This window comes from Streptomyces sp. NPDC098101 (assembly GCF_044760185.1).
Classification (GTDB): Bacteria; Actinomycetota; Actinomycetes; order Streptomycetales; family Streptomycetaceae; genus Streptomyces.
Genome location: NZ_JBIWAS010000002.1, coordinates 50,850 through 67,611 on the forward strand (window position 1 = coordinate 50,850; position 16,762 = coordinate 67,611).

Genomic DNA, 16,762 nt, shown 5'->3' on the forward strand with positions numbered 1-16,762 from the left:
ATCGATGGCCATTCACGCACCCGTGTTGTTGAATGCGGCGGTGGCCTCCCCGTACGACACCGACCCCCGTCTCCTGCGCGCCTTCACCGCCGTCGCCGAGGAGCTGCACTTCACCCGCGCCGCCGCCCGCCTCTACGTCGCCCAGCAGGCCCTCAGCCGGGACGTCCGGCGCCTGGAGCGCGAGCTGGGCGCCGAGCTGTTCGTCCGGACCACCCGGCAGGTCTCCCTCACCCCCGACGGCGAACGCCTCCTGCCGTACGCGCGCCGGGTGCTCGCCGCCCACGACGAGCTGCGCGAGGCCTTCCGGGCCGCGCCCCGGCCCCTCCTCGTCGACCTCAACAGCCCCGACCTCGCCCACGAGCGCGTCCTGCGCCGGGCCCGCGAGCTCGCCCCCGACCTCGAACTGATGGCCCGCTACGAGAGCGGCCTCACCGGCGCCGCGCGGGCCGTCCTCGCCGGCCGGCTCGACACCTCCTTCGGCCGCTACGGCGGCCTCGCGGCCGATCTGCGGGCCGGGCTCGACGCGCAGTTCGTGCGGTACGAGCCGATGGCCGTGATCCTGCCCGACGACCACCCCCTCGCCGCGCTCCCCGAGGTCCCGCTCGCCGCCCTCGCCGGGGAGCGGATCTACGCCGGGGCCGGGAACGAGCGCACCCCCGAGTGGACCGACCTCGCCGTCCGGCTCTTCGCCGGACGCGGCATCGCGCTCTCCCCGCCCGCCCCGCTCGCGGTCGGCAAGGAGGAGTTCCGCCGGATCATGGCCAAGCACCGCCACCCGGTGCTCGCCGTCGTCGAGTTCCCGCCCATGCCCGGCTGCGTCCTGCGCCCGCTCGTCGACCCCGTCCCCCTGTCGCCCGTCAGCCTGGTGTGGCGCAAGGGGCTCCGCCACCCCGGCCTGGACGCCCTGCGGACCGCCGCCGCCGAGATCGGCGCCCGGGAGGGCTGGCTCGTCCGCCCGCCGGACTCCTGGCTGCCGGAGGACGAGCCGGGCCTGCCCGGGGCCGGCCGTCCGCGCCCCCCGCTCACAGCAACCCCGCCCTCCGGGTGAGAGCAAGGTTCCGCCGCCGTCACCTCGCGGCACCGGCCTGAAACGCGGCCTCCCTAGCGTCGTTGGCAGGTGGACCGGGGCAGTGGACGCCCCGGGCCCGACCCCGCGGAGGTGCGACATGGGCGGCCGGTGGATCGAACGGTGGGAACCGGAGGACGAGACCTTCTGGCGTGAGGAGGGGGAGCGGATCGCACGGCGGAACCTGATCTTCTCCGTCCTCTCCGAGCACATCGGCTTCTCGATCTGGAGCCTGTGGTCGGTCATGGTCCTCTTCATGGGACCGCAGTACGGCGTCGACCCCGCCGGCAAGTTCTTCCTGATCGCGACCGCCACCTTCGTCGGCGCGCTGATCCGGATCCCGTACACCTTCGCCGTCGCCCGCTTCGGCGGCCGGAACTGGACCGTCTTCAGCGCCCTGCTGCTCCTGCTGCCGACCGGCCTCGCCTTCGCGGTCATGGAGCCCGGGACGTCGTACACCACCTTCGTCCTGGTGGCGGCCCTCACCGGCGTCGGCGGCGGCAACTTCGCCTCCTCCATGACCAACATCAACGCCTTCTTCCCGCTGCGGAAGAAGGGCTGGGCGCTCGGGCTCAACGCGGGCGGCGGCAACATCGGCGTCCCCGTCGTGCAGCTCGTCGGCCTCCTCGTCATCGGGACCGCCGGCGCGGTGCACCCCCGGATCGTGCTCGGTGTCTACCTGCCCCTGATCGTGGTCGCCGCCACGTGCTCCGCGCTCTTCATGGACAACCTCGCCCCCGTCAGGAACGACACCGGGGCCGCGAAGGAGGCCGTGTGGGCCCGGCACACCTGGATCATGGCCTTCCTCTACGTCGGCACCTTCGGCTCCTTCATCGGCTACAGCTTCGCCTTCGGCCTGGTGCTCCAGACCCAGTTCGGCCGCACCCCCCTCCAGGCCGCCTCGCTCACCTTCATCGGCCCCCTGCTCGGCTCGCTCGTCCGGCCCGTCGGCGGCTCCCTCGCCGACCGGCACGGCGGCGCCCGCATCACCCTGTGGACCTTCGCCGCGATGGCCGCCGCGACCTCCGTGGTGATCTACGCCTCCGTGATCGAGTCCCTCGCCGTCTTCCTCGCCGGCTTCATCGGCCTCTTCGTTCTCAGCGGCCTCGGCAACGGCTCCACGTACAAGATGATTCCGGCGATCTTCCTCGCCCAGGGGCACCGCAGGGGGCTCGCGGGCGAGGACGCCGAGGCGTACGGCCGGCGCCTCTCCGGCGCCGCCATGGGCCTCATCGGGGCGGTCGGCGCGCTCGGCGGACTCGGCATCAACCTCGCCTTCCGCCAGTCCTTCCAGACCTCCGGCACCGGCACCGCCGCCTTCGTCGCCTTCCTCGTCTTCTACGCCCTCTGCATGGCCGTCACCCGGGCGGTATACCTTCGGCGCCCGGCGGCCGTGCCCGAGACCGCCGAGGCCGTCACGGAGCCGGAGCCCCGGCCCGGTTACGCGAAGGTGTGATCCCCGGTGCCCGGCACGGACCGTAACGACCAGGAAATACGGGCGAACCGCGTCCGTCACGCGTCCCCGTCAGGCTCTGCGTCCATGGACGAGCAAGAACACGGCCCCCTCGCCGGCTTCACCGTCGGCGTCACCGCGGCGCGGCGCGCGGACGAACTCATCGCCCTGCTGCGCCGGCGCGGCGCCGCCGTCGTCCACGGACCCGCCCTGCGGATCGTGCCGCTCGCCGACGACACCGAACTCCTCGCCGCCACCAAGGAACTCATCGGCCACGCCCCGGACGTCGTCGTCGCCACCACGGCGATCGGCTTCCGGGGCTGGGTCGAGGCCGCCGACGGCTGGGGGTACGGCGAGGAGCTCCTCGCCGTCCTGCGGGACGTCGAACTCCTCGCCCGGGGGCCGAAGGTCAAGGGGGCCGTACGGGCCGCCGGACTCACCGAGTCCTGGTCGCCGTCCTCGGAGTCCATGGCCGAGGTCCTCGACCGGCTCCTCGCCGAGGGCGTGACCGGCCGCCGGATCGCGCTCCAGCTGCACGGGGAGCCGCTGCCCGGCTTCGTGGAGGCGCTGACGGAGGGCGGCGCCGAGGTCGTCGTCGTCCCCGTCTACCGCTGGATGCCGCCGGAGGACACCGGCCCGCTCGACCGGCTCCTCGACGCGGTCCTCGCCGGGAGCCTGGACGCGGTCACCTTCACCAGCGCCCCGGCCGCCGCCTCGCTGCTCTCCCGGGCCGGGGAGAAGGGGGTACGGGCCGAACTCGTCGCGGCGCTGCGGCACGACGTGCTCGCGGTGTGCGTGGGGCCCGTGACCGCGCTGCCGCTCCAGGCGGAGGGCATCGACACCTACCAGCCGGAGCGCTTCCGGCTCGGGCCGCTCGTCCAGGTCCTCTGCACCGAACTGCCCGCCCGGGCCCGGGTCCTGCCGGTGGCCGGGCACCGCGTGGAGGTCCGCGGCCACGCCGTCCTCGTCGACGGCGCCCTGCGCCCCGTCCCGCCCGCCGGCATGGCCCTCCTCGGCCTCCTCGCCCGCCGCCCCGGCTGGGTCGTCTCCCGCGCCGACCTCCTGCGCGCCCTGCCGGGCGCGGGCCGCGACGAGCACGCGGTCGAGACGGCGATGGCCCGCCTCCGCACGGCCCTCGGCACCCCGAAACTGATCCAGACGGTGGTCAAACGGGGCTACCGGCTGGCCCTGGACCCGTCGGCGGACGACAAGTACGACGGGTAGGGCCGGACGCGGCCGCCCCCTCTCCTCCGAGGCTCCCGCACGGCGACCCCCCGCCCGCCTGACACGGCGGCTCCCGGTGGCGTACGCTCGACGGCTGCCCAGTGCACGTGAGAAGGGGGCCTTAGGTGGCCGCGCAGGAAGCCGTGGACACGGTCAGGGACCGTGAGATCGGTGTCGAGCAGGAACATCTTGACCAGGTCTACCGCCGGCTGGAGGAGAAGATCCACGAGGCGGAGTTCCTGATGAACGACGCCGCCCGGCGCGGGCAGGTCGGCACGCCCGGCGCCCTCGCCGAGCGCGACGCCCAGGTCTTCCGCGCCGGCATCCACCTCAACCGCCTCAACAACGAGTTCGAGGACTTCCTCTTCGGCAGGATCGACCTGCTGTACGGCAAGGACGGGAAGAAGGGGCCCGACGGGGCCTACACCTCCGTCGAGCCCGCCGAGGACGCCGTCCGCCCGGACAACACCGCCGACATCGGGGAGACCCTCCACATCGGCCGTATCGGCGTCCTCGACTCCGACTACGCGCCGCTCGTCATCGACTGGCGCGCGCCCGCCGCCGCGCCCTTCTACCGGTCCACCCCCGTCGACCCCGGCCGGGTCGTGCGCCGCCGCGTCATCCGCTCCAAGGGCCGCCGGGTCCTCGGCGTCGAGGACGACCTGATGCGCCCCGAGCTGCGGGCCACGCTCGGCGGGCACGAGCTGCCCGTCATCGGCGACGGCGCCCTGATGGCCGCCCTCGGCCAGGCCCGCAGCCACACCATGCGGGACATCGTCTCCTCCATCCAGGCCGAGCAGGACCTCGTCATCCGGGCGCCCGCCGCCTCCGTGACGTACGTGGAGGGCGGCCCCGGCACCGGCAAGACGGCCGTGGCCCTGCACCGGGCCGCGTACCTGCTCTACCAGGACCGGCGGCGGTACGCGGGCGGCATCCTGATCGTCTCCCCGACCCCGCTCCTCGTCTCGTACACCGAGGGCGTCCTGCCCTCCCTCGGCGAGGAGGGCCAGGTCGCCATCCGCGCGGTCGGCTCGCTGGTCGACGGCGCCGAGGCCACCGCCTACGACGATCCGGCCGTGGCCCGGATCAAGGGCTCCTCCCGGATGCTCGCGGTGCTCCGCAAGGCCGCCCGGGGCGCCTTGGAGACCCCCGCGCCCAGGACGCGGCCCGAGCCGGGGGAGGACGCCGACCGGGCGCCCGCCGGCACCCCCGCCCGGCTGCGGGTCGTCGCCTTCGGGCGCCGCCTGGAGCTGGAGGCCGACGAGCTGCGGCGCATCCGCCACAACGTCCTCGGCGGCACCGCCCCCGTCAACCTGCTCCGCCCGCGCGCCCGCCGGCTGCTGCTCGACGCGCTCTACGCCAAGTCCGGCGCGTCCGGCCGGCACAGCGACCCCGAGCTGGCCGCCGAGCTGCGCTCCTCCTTCGACGAGGACGTCTCCACCGAGGACTCCTTCCTCGGCTTCCTCGACGCCTGGTGGCCCGAGCTGACCCCCCGGCAGGTCCTCGGCGCGATGGCCGACGAGCGGCGGCTCGGCCGCTGGGCCCGCCGGATCCTCAACCCGGGCGAGGTGCGCAGGCTCGCCCGCTCGCTGCGCCGCCCGGAGCTCTCCGTCCACGACGTGGCCCTCCTCGACGAGCTGAACACCCTGCTCGGCGCCCCGGCCCGGCCCCGGAAGCGGCGGGAGTACGACCCGCTGGACCAGCTCACGGGCCTGGAGGAGCTGATGCCGGTACGGGAGGAGACCCAGCGCGAGCGGGCCGAGCGGCTCGCGGCGGAGCGCACCGAGTACGCGCACGTGATCGTCGACGAGGCCCAGGACCTCACGCCCATGCAGTGGCGGATGGTCGGGCGGCGCGGCCGGCACGCCACCTGGACGGTGGTCGGGGACCCGGCGCAGTCCTCCTGGTCCGACCCGGACGAGGCGGCCGCGGCCCGGGACGAGGCGCTCGGCTCCCGGCCGCGCCGCCGCTTCGAGCTGACCGTGAACTACCGCAACCCGGCCGAGATCGCCGAGCTGGCCGCCAGGGTCCTCGCCCTCGCCATGCCGGGCAAGGAGTCGCCCCGCGCGGTCCGCTCGACCGGCGTCGAGCCCCGGTTCGTCGCGGTCCCGGAGGGCGCCGGGGACGCGGATCTGGCCGAAACCGTACGTTTCGAGGCGCGAAGGCTGCTCGAACAGGTCGAGGGCACGGTCGGCGTCGTCGTCGCCATGCGGCGGCGCGAGGAGGCCGCCCGCTGGCTCGCGGAGCTGGGCGACCGGGTGGTCGCGCTCGGCTCCCTGGAGGCCAAGGGCCTGGAGTACGACGCCACGGTGGTCGTCTCGCCCGCGGAGATCGCGGACGAGTCCCCGGCCGGCCTGCGGGTGCTCTACGTGGCCCTGACCCGGGCGACGCAGCAGCTCACGGTGGTCGCGGGGGCCGGTGACCTGCCGGACGCGGCGGGGGTGCCGGACCTGCTGCGGGACTGAGCCCCCGGCCGGCCGTCCCCCGGCGGCCGGCCGCTCCACGGCCGGTTTCAGGTCAACCTGTGGCGCTGGAATCACCAACGGGAGTGGTTTGTTAGCCTGGGTGTGGCACCGGCTCGATCCAAGCCCCCGGGCCCAACCTTCGTCCCTCAGAGGGACCACTTGCCGCGAGGCGAGCATGGCGGGTCGGTGCCACCTAGACCGTCCTTTGGACGTACGTACGAAGTCGAGGCCCTCGTCACCCCAGGTGGCGGGGGCCTCTTCTGTTTCCCGAACCCCTCTCGTATGGTGGAAACTACTTTCCGAAAACAAAATGACCGCATTACCCGCTACTCGCTGGTAGGTGCGACCATCGGAGGGCGCCGCCGGGCAACCAGCCGGGGCGGCGTAGCAACGAAGCTCAGGGAAAGCAGAGGAACTCGGCCATGGCAACGGCGCCCAGCGTCTCGTACTCGATGACGGTCCGGCTGGAGGTTCCCGCGAGCGGGACCGCGGTCTCCCAGCTCACCACGGCGGTGGAGTCGTCCGGCGGATCCGTCACCGGCCTCGACGTGACCGCCTCCGGCCACGAGAAGCTCCGCATCGACGTCACCATCGCCGCGACCTCCACGGCCCACGCCGACCTGATCGTGGAGCAGCTGCGCGGCATCGAGGGCGTCGTCCTCGGCAAGGTCTCCGACCGCACCTTCCTGATGCACCTCGGCGGCAAGATCGAGATGGCGTCCAAGCACCCCATCCGCAACCGCGACGACCTCTCCATGATCTACACCCCCGGCGTCGCCCGGGTCTGCATGGCGATCGCCGAGAACCCCGAGGACGCCCGCCGCCTCACCATCAAGCGCAACTCCGTCGCGGTCGTCACCGACGGCTCCGCCGTCCTCGGCCTCGGCAACATCGGCCCCAAGGCCGCCCTGCCCGTCATGGAGGGCAAGGCCGCCCTCTTCAAGCGCTTCGCCGGCATCGACGCCTGGCCGCTCTGCCTGGACACCCAGGACACCGACGAGATCGTCGCGATCGTCAAGGCCATCGCCCCCGGCTTCGCGGGCATCAACCTGGAGGACATCTCCGCGCCGCGCTGCTTCGAGATCGAGGCCCGGCTGCGCGAGGCCCTCGACATCCCGGTCTTCCACGACGACCAGCACGGCACCGCCATCGTCGTCCTCGCCGCCCTCACCAACGCCCTGCGCGTGGTCGGCAAGGGCATCGGCGACGTACGGGTCGTCATGTCCGGCGCCGGCGCTGCCGGTACGGCCATCCTGAAGCTCCTCCTGGCCGCGGGCGTCAAGCACGCCGTCGTCGCCGACATCAAGGGCGTCGTCCACGCGGACCGCGAGGACCTGGTCGAGGCCCCGGCCGACTCGCCGCTGCGCTGGATCGCGGACAACACCAACCCCGAGGGCGTCACCGGCACCCTCAAGCAGGCCGTCGCCGGCGCGGACGTCTTCATCGGCGTCTCCGCCCCGAACCTGCTGGACGCGGCGGACGTCGCCGCCATGGCGGAGGGCGCCATCGTGTTCGCGCTCGCGAACCCGGACCCGGAGGTCGACCCGGCCGAGGCGCGCCGGACGGCCGCCGTCGTCGCCACGGGCCGCTCCGACTTCCCCAACCAGATCAACAACGTCCTGGTCTTCCCGGGCGTCTTCCGCGGCCTGCTCGACGCCCAGTCCCGCACGGTCAACACGGACATGATGCTGGCGGCCGCCGCGGCCCTGGCCGACGTGGTCACCGAGGACGAGCTCAACCCGAACTACATCATCCCGTCGGTCTTCAACGACAAGGTGGCGGGCGCGGTCGCCGGAGCGGTCCGCACCGCGGCGAAGGCGGCGGGCGGCGGAGCGGCCCCGGCCGCGCTCTGACGGCGCGTCGCGATTCGCGGTGGCGTAAACCCGCCTTTAGGGTTGCTTTTCGACTCCGCGTGGTTCGCGGGGAGTCGACAGAACGTCACCACCGCGGGGTTCCGGCGCTTTTCGTGTGACCCGCGGGGGTGCCGGATTGGCGTTCCCGCCGCTGGTGGGGGCAGGATGCGTGTTTGGGCGCGAGGGTCTGTCATGTGACCCGGGTCCGGGGACTGTCCGAGGGCCCTGGCAGCATCGGCTTCGCTGTACCCAATCGCGCGGCTTCCGCCGCGTGGCACGCCTCACAGGCAAGAAGAACACGGGAGTAACAACATGAACCGCAGTGAGCTGGTGGCCGCCCTGGCCGACCGCGCCGAGGTGACCCGCAAGGACGCCGACGCCGTGCTGGCCGCTCTCGCCGAGACCGTCGGTGAGGTCGTCGCCAAGGGCGACGAGAAGGTCACCATCCCCGGCTTCCTGACCTTCGAGCGCACCCACCGTGCCGCTCGCACCGCTCGTAACCCGCAGACCGGCGACCCGATCAACATCCCGGCCGGCTACAGCGTGAAGGTCTCCGCGGGCTCGAAGCTCAAGGAAGCCGCCAAGGGCAAGTAAGCGGCCTGTAGGCGCAGAAAGGGCGGCCACCCCGGTCACGGGGCGGCCGCCCTTTCGTTCGCCCGCCGCAACCCCGCCGCAACCCCGCCGCAACCCCGCCGGAACCCGCCAGAACGCCCCGTACGGCCCTGTGGGCCCGCGCGGGACCCGCGGAGCCGTACGGGACCTACGGGACCCCCGAAAGGCCGTACGGCCCCACGCGCGTGCGTGGAGCCGTACGGTACGGGGGTGCGCGGGGGTCGCTAGACCAGCGCGCTGCCCGGCAGCTCGACCTTGGCGCCGAGCTCGATCAGCTTCTCCATGAAGTTCTCGTAGCCGCGGTTGATCAGCTCGATGCCGTGGACCCGCGAGGTGCCCTGGGCCGCGAGCGCCGCGATCAGGTACGAGAAGCCGCCGCGCAGGTCGGGGATGACCAGGTCGGCGCCCTGGAGCCGGGTCGGGCCGGACACGACCGCCGAGTGCAGGAAGTTCCGCTGGCCGAAGCGGCAGTCGGAGCCGCCCAGGCACTCGCGGTACAGCTGGATGTGCGCGCCCATCTGGTTCAGCGCGGAGGTGAAGCCGAGCCGCGACTCGTACACCGTCTCGTGGACGATGGAGAGGCCGGAGGCCTGCGTCAGGGCCACCACCAGCGGCTGCTGCCAGTCGGTCTGGAAGCCGGGGTGCACGTCCGTCTCCAGGGCGATCGCGTTGAGCGAGCCGCCCGGGTGCCAGAAGCGGATGCCGTCGTCGTCGATCTCGAAGGCGCCGCCGACCTTCCGGTACGTGTTGAGGAAGGTCATCATCGAGCGCTGCTGCGCGCCGCGCACGTAGATGTTGCCGCCGGTGGCCAGCGCCGCCGACGCCCAGGAGGCCGCCTCCAGGCGGTCCGGGAGCGCCCGGTGGGTGTAGCCGTCGAGCTTGTCGACACCGGTGATCCGGATGGTCCGGTCGGTGTCCATGGAGATGATCGCGCCCATCTTCTGCAGGACGCAGATCAGGTCCTCGATCTCGGGCTCCACGGCCGCGTTCGACAGCTCGGTGACGCCCTCGGCGAGCACCGCCGTGAGCAGCACCTGCTCGGTCGAGCCGACCGAGGGGTACGGCAGCCGGATCTTGCAGCCGCGAAGGCGCTGCGGGGCCTCCAGGTACTGCCCGTCCGCCCGCTTCTCGATCGTCGCGCCGAACTGGCGCAACACGTCGAAGTGGAAGTCGATGGGCCGGCCGCCGATGTCGCAGCCGCCCAGGCCCGGGATGAAGGCGTGGCCGAGGCGGTGCAGCAGCGGGCCGCAGAAGAGGATCGGGATGCGGGACGAGCCGGCGTGGGCGTCGATGTCGGCGACGTTCGCGGACTCGACGTGCGTCGGGTCGAGGACGAGCTCGCCGGGCTCGTCGCCCGGGCGGACCGTCACTCCGTGCAACTGGAGCAGTCCGCGGACCACGCGGACGTCACGGATGTCGGGCACGTTGCGCAGGCGGCTGGGGCCGCTGCCGAGCAGGGCGGCGACCATCGCCTTGGGCACGAGGTTCTTCGCGCCGCGGACGCGGATCTCGCCCTCCAGCGGGGTGCCGCCATGGACGAGCAGTACATCGTGGCTGTCTGTGCCGGTCATGAATCTCGCGTTCCGAAAGTGGGTCCGACGGGTGGCCAGTGAAAAGGGTAAGGGGCCATGGAACCTCGTTCGGATGCTCCTGGGGACCTCTCAGACGTAATGAATTCGGCACAACACCCTCTGTTCGCGTGATCTTGCGGAGCGTCACCGTCCGGTTGCCCCGGCGGCCCGGCCGCGCCGCCCGGCCCCGTCCCCTCTGAACTGCGGCGGTCCCCGACTTCCCGCGTTCGCGCCCGACGGGCCACGCGGAGGCCGAAGATGCGGGATCATGTCTCGCATGACCGAGGTGTCCTCGCTCACAGGACGGCTGCTCGTGGCCACCCCCGCCCTCGCGGACCCGAATTTCGACCGCGCGGTGGTGCTGCTGCTCGACCACGACGACGAGGGCTCGCTCGGCGTGGTCCTCAACCGGCCCACGCCGGTCACCGTCGGTGACGTCCTCGCCTCCTGGGCGGACCTCGCCGGCGAGCCCGGAGTGGTCTTCCAGGGCGGTCCCGTCTCCCTCGACGCGGCCCTCGGCGTCGCCGTGATCCCCGGCGACGAGGGGCCGCTCGGCTGGCGGCGGGTGCACGGGGCGATCGGCCTGGTCGACCTGGAGGCCCCGCCCGAGCTGCTCGGCCCCGCGCTCGGCTCGCTGCGGATCTTCGCCGGGTACGCGGGCTGGGGTCCCGGCCAGCTGGAGGACGAGCTCGGCGACGGGGCCTGGTACGTGGTCGAGTCGGAGCCCGGTGACGTCTCCTCGCCGCGGCCCGAGGCGCTCTGGCGGCAGGTGCTGCGGCGGCAGCGCGGCGAGCTGGCCATGATCGCGACGTATCCGGACGACCCGTCCCTCAACTGACGGCGACCCGTCCCCCGTGCCCGTCACTCGACTGACCACAATCCGTCCCCCGTGCCCGTCCTCCGACCGGCGGCGACCCGTCCCTCAACCGAGGGCCCGGCTTTCAGTACCCTTGGCGGTTATGAGCACTCTCGAGCCCGAGCGCGGGGCAGGTACGGGGACCCTCGTCGAGCCGACGCCGCAGGTGTCCCACGGTGACGGCGACCACGAGCGCTACGCCCATTACGTCCAGAAGGACAAGATCATGGCGAGCGCCCTGGACGGCACGCCCGTCGTGGCGCTGTGCGGAAAGGTCTGGGTGCCGGGGCGCGACCCCAAGAAGTACCCGGTCTGTCCGATGTGCAAGGAGATCTACGACTCCATGGGCGCCGGCGGCGACAAGGACAAGGACAAGGGCGGCAAGGGCAAGTAAGTCAGGTCCCGCCGTCGGGGCGAGCCGGTGACGGCCCCCGTCGTGCGTGCTTCGGCGCGCGCGACGGGGGCCGTTCCGTTTCTCCGGCCCCCCCGGGCCGGACGCGACGGGGCCGTTCCGTTTCTCCCGCTCCTCCCGGAGCGTCCCCGTTGCGCAGGGTGCTTTCGCCGGTCACGGAGTGGTTGAGGTGGTCGAGACCTCTTGTCGGCCCGCCCGGAGTCCGCCTAGCCTCACGCGTGTTGTGCAGCGCGAAACGCTCATTGCACATGCTGCAACGCACGCACCTGGAGGGGATCCGCCATGAAGCTTCCTGCCCCCATCACCGCCGCGGCCGCCGCGCTCCTGCTGGCCGGCCTGACCGCCACCGCCTGCGCGCCCCAGACCTCGGACGGGAAGGCCACGACGGACGAGAAGAGCGGCACCCTGCGCGTCTGGCTCTTCCAGGAGGTGAGCAACAAGCCCAAGGAGCAGGCCGTCGAGGAGGCCGTCGCCGCCTTCGAGAAGCGCAACGCGGGCGCGAAGGTCGAGGTCGAGTACATCCCCGTCGAGACCCGCGCCCAGCGCGTCAAGGCCGCCTTCAACGACCCCGAGTCGGCCCCCGACCTCATCGAGTACGGCAACACCGACACCGCCGGATACGTCAAGGACGGCGGCCTCGCCGACATCAGTGCCGAGTTCGCCGCCTGGGACGAGGCGAAGGACACCGACGCCACCGCCCGCCAGTCCGTCACCGTCGGCGGCAAGGTCTACGGCGCCCCCTTCTTCGTCGGCATCCGCGCCCTCTACTACCGCACCGACGTCTTCCAGGAGCTGGGCCTGACGGCCCCCAAGAGCCAGGCCGAACTCGTCGAGACCGCCAAGAAGATCCGCAAGGCCAGGCCCGAGCTCTACGGCATCGCCGTCGGCGGCGCCTACACCTACGGCGCCATGCCCTTCGTCTGGGCCGCCGGCGGCGAACTCGCCACCGCGCGGGGCGACTCGTACGAGGCCGCCATCAACAGCCCCGAAGCCCTCAAGGGCATCACCACGTACACCTCGCTCTTCGGCGACGACAACTGTCCGGCCGCCAAGTGCGCCCAGATGGGCGGCAACGCCACCGTCACCGCCTTCGCCTCCGGCAAGGCCGGCATGGCCATCGGCGGCGACTTCAGCCACGCGGCCGTCGAGGCCGGCACCGTGAAGGGCAAGTACGCCGTCGTCCCGCTGCCCGGCACCACCCCCGGCTCCATCGCCCCCGCCTTCGCCGGCGGCAACAACATCGGCGTCCTCAAGAGCAGCCCGCGCCGCACCCTCGCCGTCGACCTCCTCAAGTCCCTGACCGGCAAGGAGACCCAGGGCCGGCTCTTCGACGCGATGGGCTTCCTGCCCACGTACACCGACACGCGCGCCGCCGCCGCCCGGCGGCAGCCCTTCGTGAAGCCCTTCACCGACACCCTCGCCGCCGGCACCAAGTTCGTCCCCGCGTCCCCCGGCTGGGGCCAGATCGACGCCTCCCTCGTCCTGCCCACGATGTTCCAGGAGATCGTCAGCGGCCGTAAGGACGTCAAGGCGGCGGCGGACGACGCCGCGAAGAAGATGGACGCGGCCTTCGCGCCGGCCGGCTGATCCGCATGACCACCCAGCTCACCCCGCCCGTCGAGAAGCGGCCCGCCACGGCCCCGGGCCCCGCCCCCGGGGCCCGCGGCCCCCGGCGCCCCGGCGCCTGGACCCCCTGGCTCTACCTGCTGCCCGCCCTCGTCGTCCTCGGCGCCCTGCTCGTCTACCCCGTCTACCAACTGGGCCTGATCTCCTTCCTGGAGTACACCCAGGCCCAGGTCAGCGGCGGCGAACCCACCTCGTTCCAGGGGTTCGGGAACTACGCGGCGCTCTTCTCCGACCCCCAGTTCTGGCAGGTCCTCCTCGCCACCGTCGTCTTCGCCGCCGCCTGCGTCGTCACCACCCTCGCCGTCGGCTGCGCCCTCGCGGTCCTCCTCACGCGGGTGCGCGCCCTGCCCCGGCTCGTCCTGATGACGGTCGCGCTCGGCGCCTGGGCCACCCCCGCCGTCACCGGCTCCACCGTCTGGGTCTTCCTCTTCGACCCCGACTTCGGCCCCGTCAACCGGCTCCTCGGACTCGGCGACTTCTCCTGGACGTACGGGCGGTACAGCGCCTTCGCCCTCGTCCTCCTCGAAGTCGTCTGGTGCTCCTTCCCGTTCGTGATGGTCACCGTCTACGCGGGCATCCGGGCCGTCCCGACCGAGGTCCTGGAGGCCGCCGCCCTCGACGGCGCCTCCCAGTGGCGGATCTGGCGCTCGGTCACCGCGCCGATCCTCCGGCCCATCCTGGTCGTCGTCACGATCCAGTCGATCATCTGGGACTTCAAGCTCTTCACCCAGATCTACGTGATGACGAACGGCGGCGGCATCGCCGGCCAGAACCTCGTCCTCAACGTGTACGCCTACCAGAAGGCCTTCGCCTCGTCCCAGTACAGCCTGGGCTCGGCGATCGGCGTCGTCATGCTGCTGATCCTGCTCGCCGTGACGCTGGTGTACCTCCGCCTGCTGCGACGCCAGGGAGAAGAACTGTGAACGCCCTCCGGATCCCGGGCGTCCGGCGCCCCGGGCGGCTCGCCGCCGAGGCCGGTGCCCTGCTCGTCGCCGCCGCCGTCGCCTTCCCGCTGTACTGGATGGTCCTCTCGGCCTTCAAGCCGGCCGGCGAGATCCAGTCCACGCATCCGCGCCCGTGGACGCTCTCGCCGTCCCTGGACTCCTTCCGGCGGGTCTTCGAGCAGCAGGACTTCGGGCGCTACTTCCTCAACTCGCTGATCGTGGCGGGGACGGTCGTCCTCGCCTCCGCGCTCATCGCCTTCCTCGCGGCGACCGCCGTCACCCGGTTCCGGTTCAGGTTCCGGACGACGCTCCTGATCATGTTCCTGGTCGCCCAGATGGTGCCCGTCGAGGCGCTGACCATCCCGATGTTCTTCCTCATGCGGGACTTCGGGCAGCTCAACACCCTCGGCTCGCTGATCCTGCCGCACCTCGCGTTCTCCCTGCCGTTCGCGATCTGGATGCTGCGCGGCTTCGTCCGGGCGGTCCCCGAGGCCCTGGAGGAGCAGGCGCAGATCGACGGCGCGAGCCGCACCCGGTTCCTGTGGCAGATCCTCTTCCCGCTGGTCTTCCCCGGCCTGGTCGCCACCAGCGTCTTCTCGTTCATCTCCACCTGGAACGACTTCCTCTTCGCGAAGTCGTTCATCATCAGCGACACCTCGCAGTCGACCCTGCCCATGGCCCTGCTGGTCTTCTTCAAGCCCGACGAGAACGACTGGGGAGGCATCATGGCCGGCTCGACCGTGATGACCGTCCCGGTGCTCGTCTTCTTCGTACTCGTACAGCGCCGCCTGGTCTCGGGCCTCGGCGGGGCGGTGAAGGACTGACGCGATGACCGATTCCATGGACCTGATCCCCACGCCCCTGTCGGCCGGGCGGCGGGGGAGCGGCCCCGGGCACGTCACGCTCGACGGGCGGACCGTCTTGGACGCCGGACCCGGCACCGGGGGCACCGCCCGCTGGCTGCGGGCCGCCCTGGGTGCCGCCACCGGGCTGCCGTTCCCCGACGGGACGGGGGAGCGCGCCGTACGCCTCCGGATCAGCGACGAGGTGGCACGGGAGCACGGCCCCGAGGGGTACCGGCTGACCACCGAGGACCCCGGTGCGGCCGTCCTCGTCGAGGGCGGCGGCCCCGCCGGGGTGTTCTGGGGCGCCCAGACCCTCCGCCAGCTCCTCGGCTCCGACGCGTACCGCCGGGCGCCCGTGACCGGCCGGGCGTGGACCCTCCCGTACACCACGATCGAGGACGCCCCGCGATTCGGCTGGCGCGGCCTCCTCCTCGACGTCTCCCGGCACTTCACGCCCAAGGACGACGTCCTGCGCCTGCTCGACCTCCTCGCCGCCCACAAGCTCAACGTCTTCCACTTCCACCTCACCGACGACCAGGGCTGGCGCATCGAGATCGAGCGCCACCCGAGGCTCACCGAAGTCGGCTCCTGGCGGGCCCGCAGCAAGTGGGGCCACCGGGCCTCGCCGCTCTGGACCGACACCCCGCACGGCGGCTTCTACACCCGCGACGACATCCGCGAGATCGTCGCGTACGCCGCCGAGCGGCACATCACCGTCGTCCCCGAGATCGACCTCCCCGGCCACTCGCAGGCCGCCATCGCCGCGTACCCCGAACTCGGCAACGCCGACGTCGTCGACACCGCCGCCCTCACCGTCTGGGACACCTGGGGCGTCAACCCGAACGTCCTCGCCCCCACCGAGGAGGTCCTCCGGTTCTACGAGGGCGTCTTCGAGGAGGTTCTGGAGCTCTTCCCGTCCCCCTTCGTGCACGTCGGCGGCGACGAGTGCCCCAAGGACCAGTGGAAGGCCTCCCCGGCCGCCCAGGCCCGCATCCGGGAGCTGGGCCTCGCCGACGAGGACGCGCTCCAGTCCTGGTTCATCCGCCACTTCGACCGCTGGCTCGCCGCCCGGGGCCGCCGCCTGATCGGCTGGGACGAGATCCTGGAGGGCGGACTCGCCGAGGGCGCGGCCGTCTCCTCCTGGCGCGGCTACGGCGGCGGGATCGCCGCCGCCGAGGCCGGCCACGACGTCGTCATGTGCCCCGAGCAGCACGTCTACCTCGACCACCGCCAGGCGCCCGGCGAGGACGAGCCGGTGCCCATCGGGTACGTCCGCACCCTGGAGGACGTCTACCGCTTCGAACCCGTTCCACCGGGCCTCTCCGAGGAGGCCGCCGCCCACATCCTGGGAACCCAGGCCAACGTCTGGACGGAGGTCATGGAGAACCGCTCCCGCGTCGACTACCAGGTCTTCCCCCGCCTCGCCGCCTTCGCCGAGGTCGCCTGGTCCGCGCTGCCCGCCCCCGAGGAGCGCGACTACACCGGTTTCGAGCGCCGCATGGACACCCACTACCGGCGCCTGGACGCCCTCGGCGTCGACTACCGGCCGCCCGCCGGACCCCTGCCCCGGCAGCGGCGCCCCGGGATCCTCGGCAGGCCCCTGGAGGGAACGCCCCCGAACGTGTGAGGCCCTCCGCACCCCCGTCACCCGGGAGCGGCGAACCCCGTCGCCCAAGAGCGGCGAAACGGAACTCCCCGCCGCTCCCGGGACGTCCCGGACGGAACAGTCCTTCGCGGACCCTCGCGCCGGACGGCTCGGAAGATGTGCCAGAGTTGCCACGTCCGGCCTGTGAGCACGTACGGTACGCCCACACGCAGGCGCGACGGCCGGGCAC

13 protein-coding genes are annotated in these 16,762 nt (G+C 72.6%); 12 read left to right on the forward strand and 1 reads right to left on the reverse strand.

Annotated features, from left to right (window positions below):
* Positions 1 to 4 precede the first annotated feature (4 nt).
* The 6 genes from ACIQVI_RS07425 to ACIQVI_RS07450 all read left to right on the forward strand — a co-directional run bounded on the left by ACIQVI_RS07425 (position 5) and on the right by ACIQVI_RS07450 (position 8,655).
* Positions 5 to 1,048, forward strand: a complete 1,044-nt coding sequence (locus ACIQVI_RS07425; protein WP_351969819.1) for a LysR family transcriptional regulator — start codon at positions 5 to 7, stop codon at positions 1,046 to 1,048.
* A 118-nt stretch (positions 1,049 to 1,166) separates the two neighbouring features.
* A complete protein-coding gene (locus ACIQVI_RS07430) occupies positions 1,167 to 2,522 on the forward strand; it encodes a nitrate/nitrite transporter (protein WP_403592413.1) in 1,356 nt (451 codons plus the stop codon).
* A gap of 84 nt (positions 2,523 to 2,606) precedes the next feature.
* On the forward strand, positions 2,607 to 3,743 hold the full coding sequence (locus ACIQVI_RS07435; RefSeq protein ID WP_403592416.1) for a uroporphyrinogen-III synthase: 1,137 nt from the start codon (positions 2,607 to 2,609) through the stop codon (positions 3,741 to 3,743).
* A gap of 125 nt (positions 3,744 to 3,868) precedes the next feature.
* The gene (locus ACIQVI_RS07440; RefSeq protein WP_403592419.1) at positions 3,869 to 6,208 is read left to right on the forward strand and encodes a HelD family protein; all 2,340 of its coding nucleotides are present in this window, start codon (positions 3,869 to 3,871) and stop codon (positions 6,206 to 6,208) included.
* Between the two features lie 422 nt (positions 6,209 to 6,630).
* Complete coding sequence (locus tag ACIQVI_RS07445) at positions 6,631 to 8,061, forward strand: NAD-dependent malic enzyme (protein WP_351969815.1); 1,431 nt, start codon at positions 6,631 to 6,633, stop codon at positions 8,059 to 8,061.
* 312 nt (positions 8,062 to 8,373) lie between these two features.
* Positions 8,374 to 8,655 (forward strand): HU family DNA-binding protein, encoded by a 282-nt coding sequence (locus ACIQVI_RS07450; protein ID WP_017237029.1) that lies wholly within the window; start codon positions 8,374 to 8,376, stop codon positions 8,653 to 8,655.
* A gap of 242 nt (positions 8,656 to 8,897) precedes the next feature.
* Here ACIQVI_RS07450 and murA read toward each other — a convergent pair whose 3' ends face one another.
* A complete protein-coding gene (murA, locus tag ACIQVI_RS07455) occupies positions 8,898 to 10,244 on the reverse strand; it encodes a UDP-N-acetylglucosamine 1-carboxyvinyltransferase (RefSeq protein WP_121830820.1) in 1,347 nt (448 codons plus the stop codon).
* Positions 10,245 to 10,521: 277 nt separating this feature from the next.
* On the opposite strand from murA, the gene ACIQVI_RS07460 reads away from it, so the two are divergent.
* The 6 genes from ACIQVI_RS07460 to ACIQVI_RS07485 all read left to right on the forward strand — a co-directional run bounded on the left by ACIQVI_RS07460 (position 10,522) and on the right by ACIQVI_RS07485 (position 16,554).
* The gene (locus ACIQVI_RS07460) at positions 10,522 to 11,082 is read left to right on the forward strand and encodes a YqgE/AlgH family protein (RefSeq protein ID WP_402442264.1); all 561 of its coding nucleotides are present in this window, start codon (positions 10,522 to 10,524) and stop codon (positions 11,080 to 11,082) included.
* A gap of 121 nt (positions 11,083 to 11,203) precedes the next feature.
* A complete protein-coding gene (locus ACIQVI_RS07465; protein WP_071267549.1) occupies positions 11,204 to 11,494 on the forward strand; it encodes a DUF3039 domain-containing protein in 291 nt (96 codons plus the stop codon).
* A gap of 300 nt (positions 11,495 to 11,794) precedes the next feature.
* On the forward strand, positions 11,795 to 13,099 hold the full coding sequence (locus tag ACIQVI_RS07470; RefSeq protein WP_403592424.1) for an extracellular solute-binding protein: 1,305 nt from the start codon (positions 11,795 to 11,797) through the stop codon (positions 13,097 to 13,099).
* A 5-nt stretch (positions 13,100 to 13,104) separates the two neighbouring features.
* Positions 13,105 to 14,061 (forward strand): sugar ABC transporter permease, encoded by a 957-nt coding sequence (locus tag ACIQVI_RS07475; RefSeq protein ID WP_351969812.1) that lies wholly within the window; start codon positions 13,105 to 13,107, stop codon positions 14,059 to 14,061.
* Positions 14,058 to 14,906, forward strand: coding sequence for a carbohydrate ABC transporter permease (locus tag ACIQVI_RS07480; RefSeq protein ID WP_351969811.1), 849 nt, complete (start codon positions 14,058 to 14,060; stop codon positions 14,904 to 14,906). Before ACIQVI_RS07475 ends, ACIQVI_RS07480 begins: the two co-directional genes overlap by 4 nt.
* 4 nt (positions 14,907 to 14,910) lie before the next feature.
* Positions 14,911 to 16,554 (forward strand): beta-N-acetylhexosaminidase, encoded by a 1,644-nt coding sequence (locus ACIQVI_RS07485; RefSeq protein WP_403592428.1) that lies wholly within the window; start codon positions 14,911 to 14,913, stop codon positions 16,552 to 16,554.
* Positions 16,555 to 16,762: the final 208 nt, after the last annotated feature.

Coding starts and splice junctions, on each gene's coding strand:
- ACIQVI_RS07465 (WP_071267549.1), top strand. CDS start 11,204: ATGAGCACTCTCGAGCCCGAGCGCGGGGCAGGTACGGGGACCCTCGTC.
- ACIQVI_RS07475 (WP_351969812.1), top strand. CDS start 13,105: ATGACCACCCAGCTCACCCCGCCCGTCGAGAAGCGGCCCGCCACGGCC.
- murA (WP_121830820.1), bottom strand. CDS start 10,244: ATGACCGGCACAGACAGCCACGATGTACTGCTCGTCCATGGCGGCACC.
- ACIQVI_RS07485 (WP_403592428.1), top strand. CDS start 14,911: ATGACCGATTCCATGGACCTGATCCCCACGCCCCTGTCGGCCGGGCGG.
- ACIQVI_RS07435 (WP_403592416.1), top strand. CDS start 2,607: ATGGACGAGCAAGAACACGGCCCCCTCGCCGGCTTCACCGTCGGCGTC.
- ACIQVI_RS07460 (WP_402442264.1), top strand. CDS start 10,522: ATGACCGAGGTGTCCTCGCTCACAGGACGGCTGCTCGTGGCCACCCCC.
- ACIQVI_RS07425 (WP_351969819.1), top strand. CDS start 5: ATGGCCATTCACGCACCCGTGTTGTTGAATGCGGCGGTGGCCTCCCCG.
- ACIQVI_RS07470 (WP_403592424.1), top strand. CDS start 11,795: ATGAAGCTTCCTGCCCCCATCACCGCCGCGGCCGCCGCGCTCCTGCTG.
- ACIQVI_RS07450 (WP_017237029.1), top strand. CDS start 8,374: ATGAACCGCAGTGAGCTGGTGGCCGCCCTGGCCGACCGCGCCGAGGTG.
- ACIQVI_RS07430 (WP_403592413.1), top strand. CDS start 1,167: ATGGGCGGCCGGTGGATCGAACGGTGGGAACCGGAGGACGAGACCTTC.
- ACIQVI_RS07445 (WP_351969815.1), top strand. CDS start 6,631: ATGGCAACGGCGCCCAGCGTCTCGTACTCGATGACGGTCCGGCTGGAG.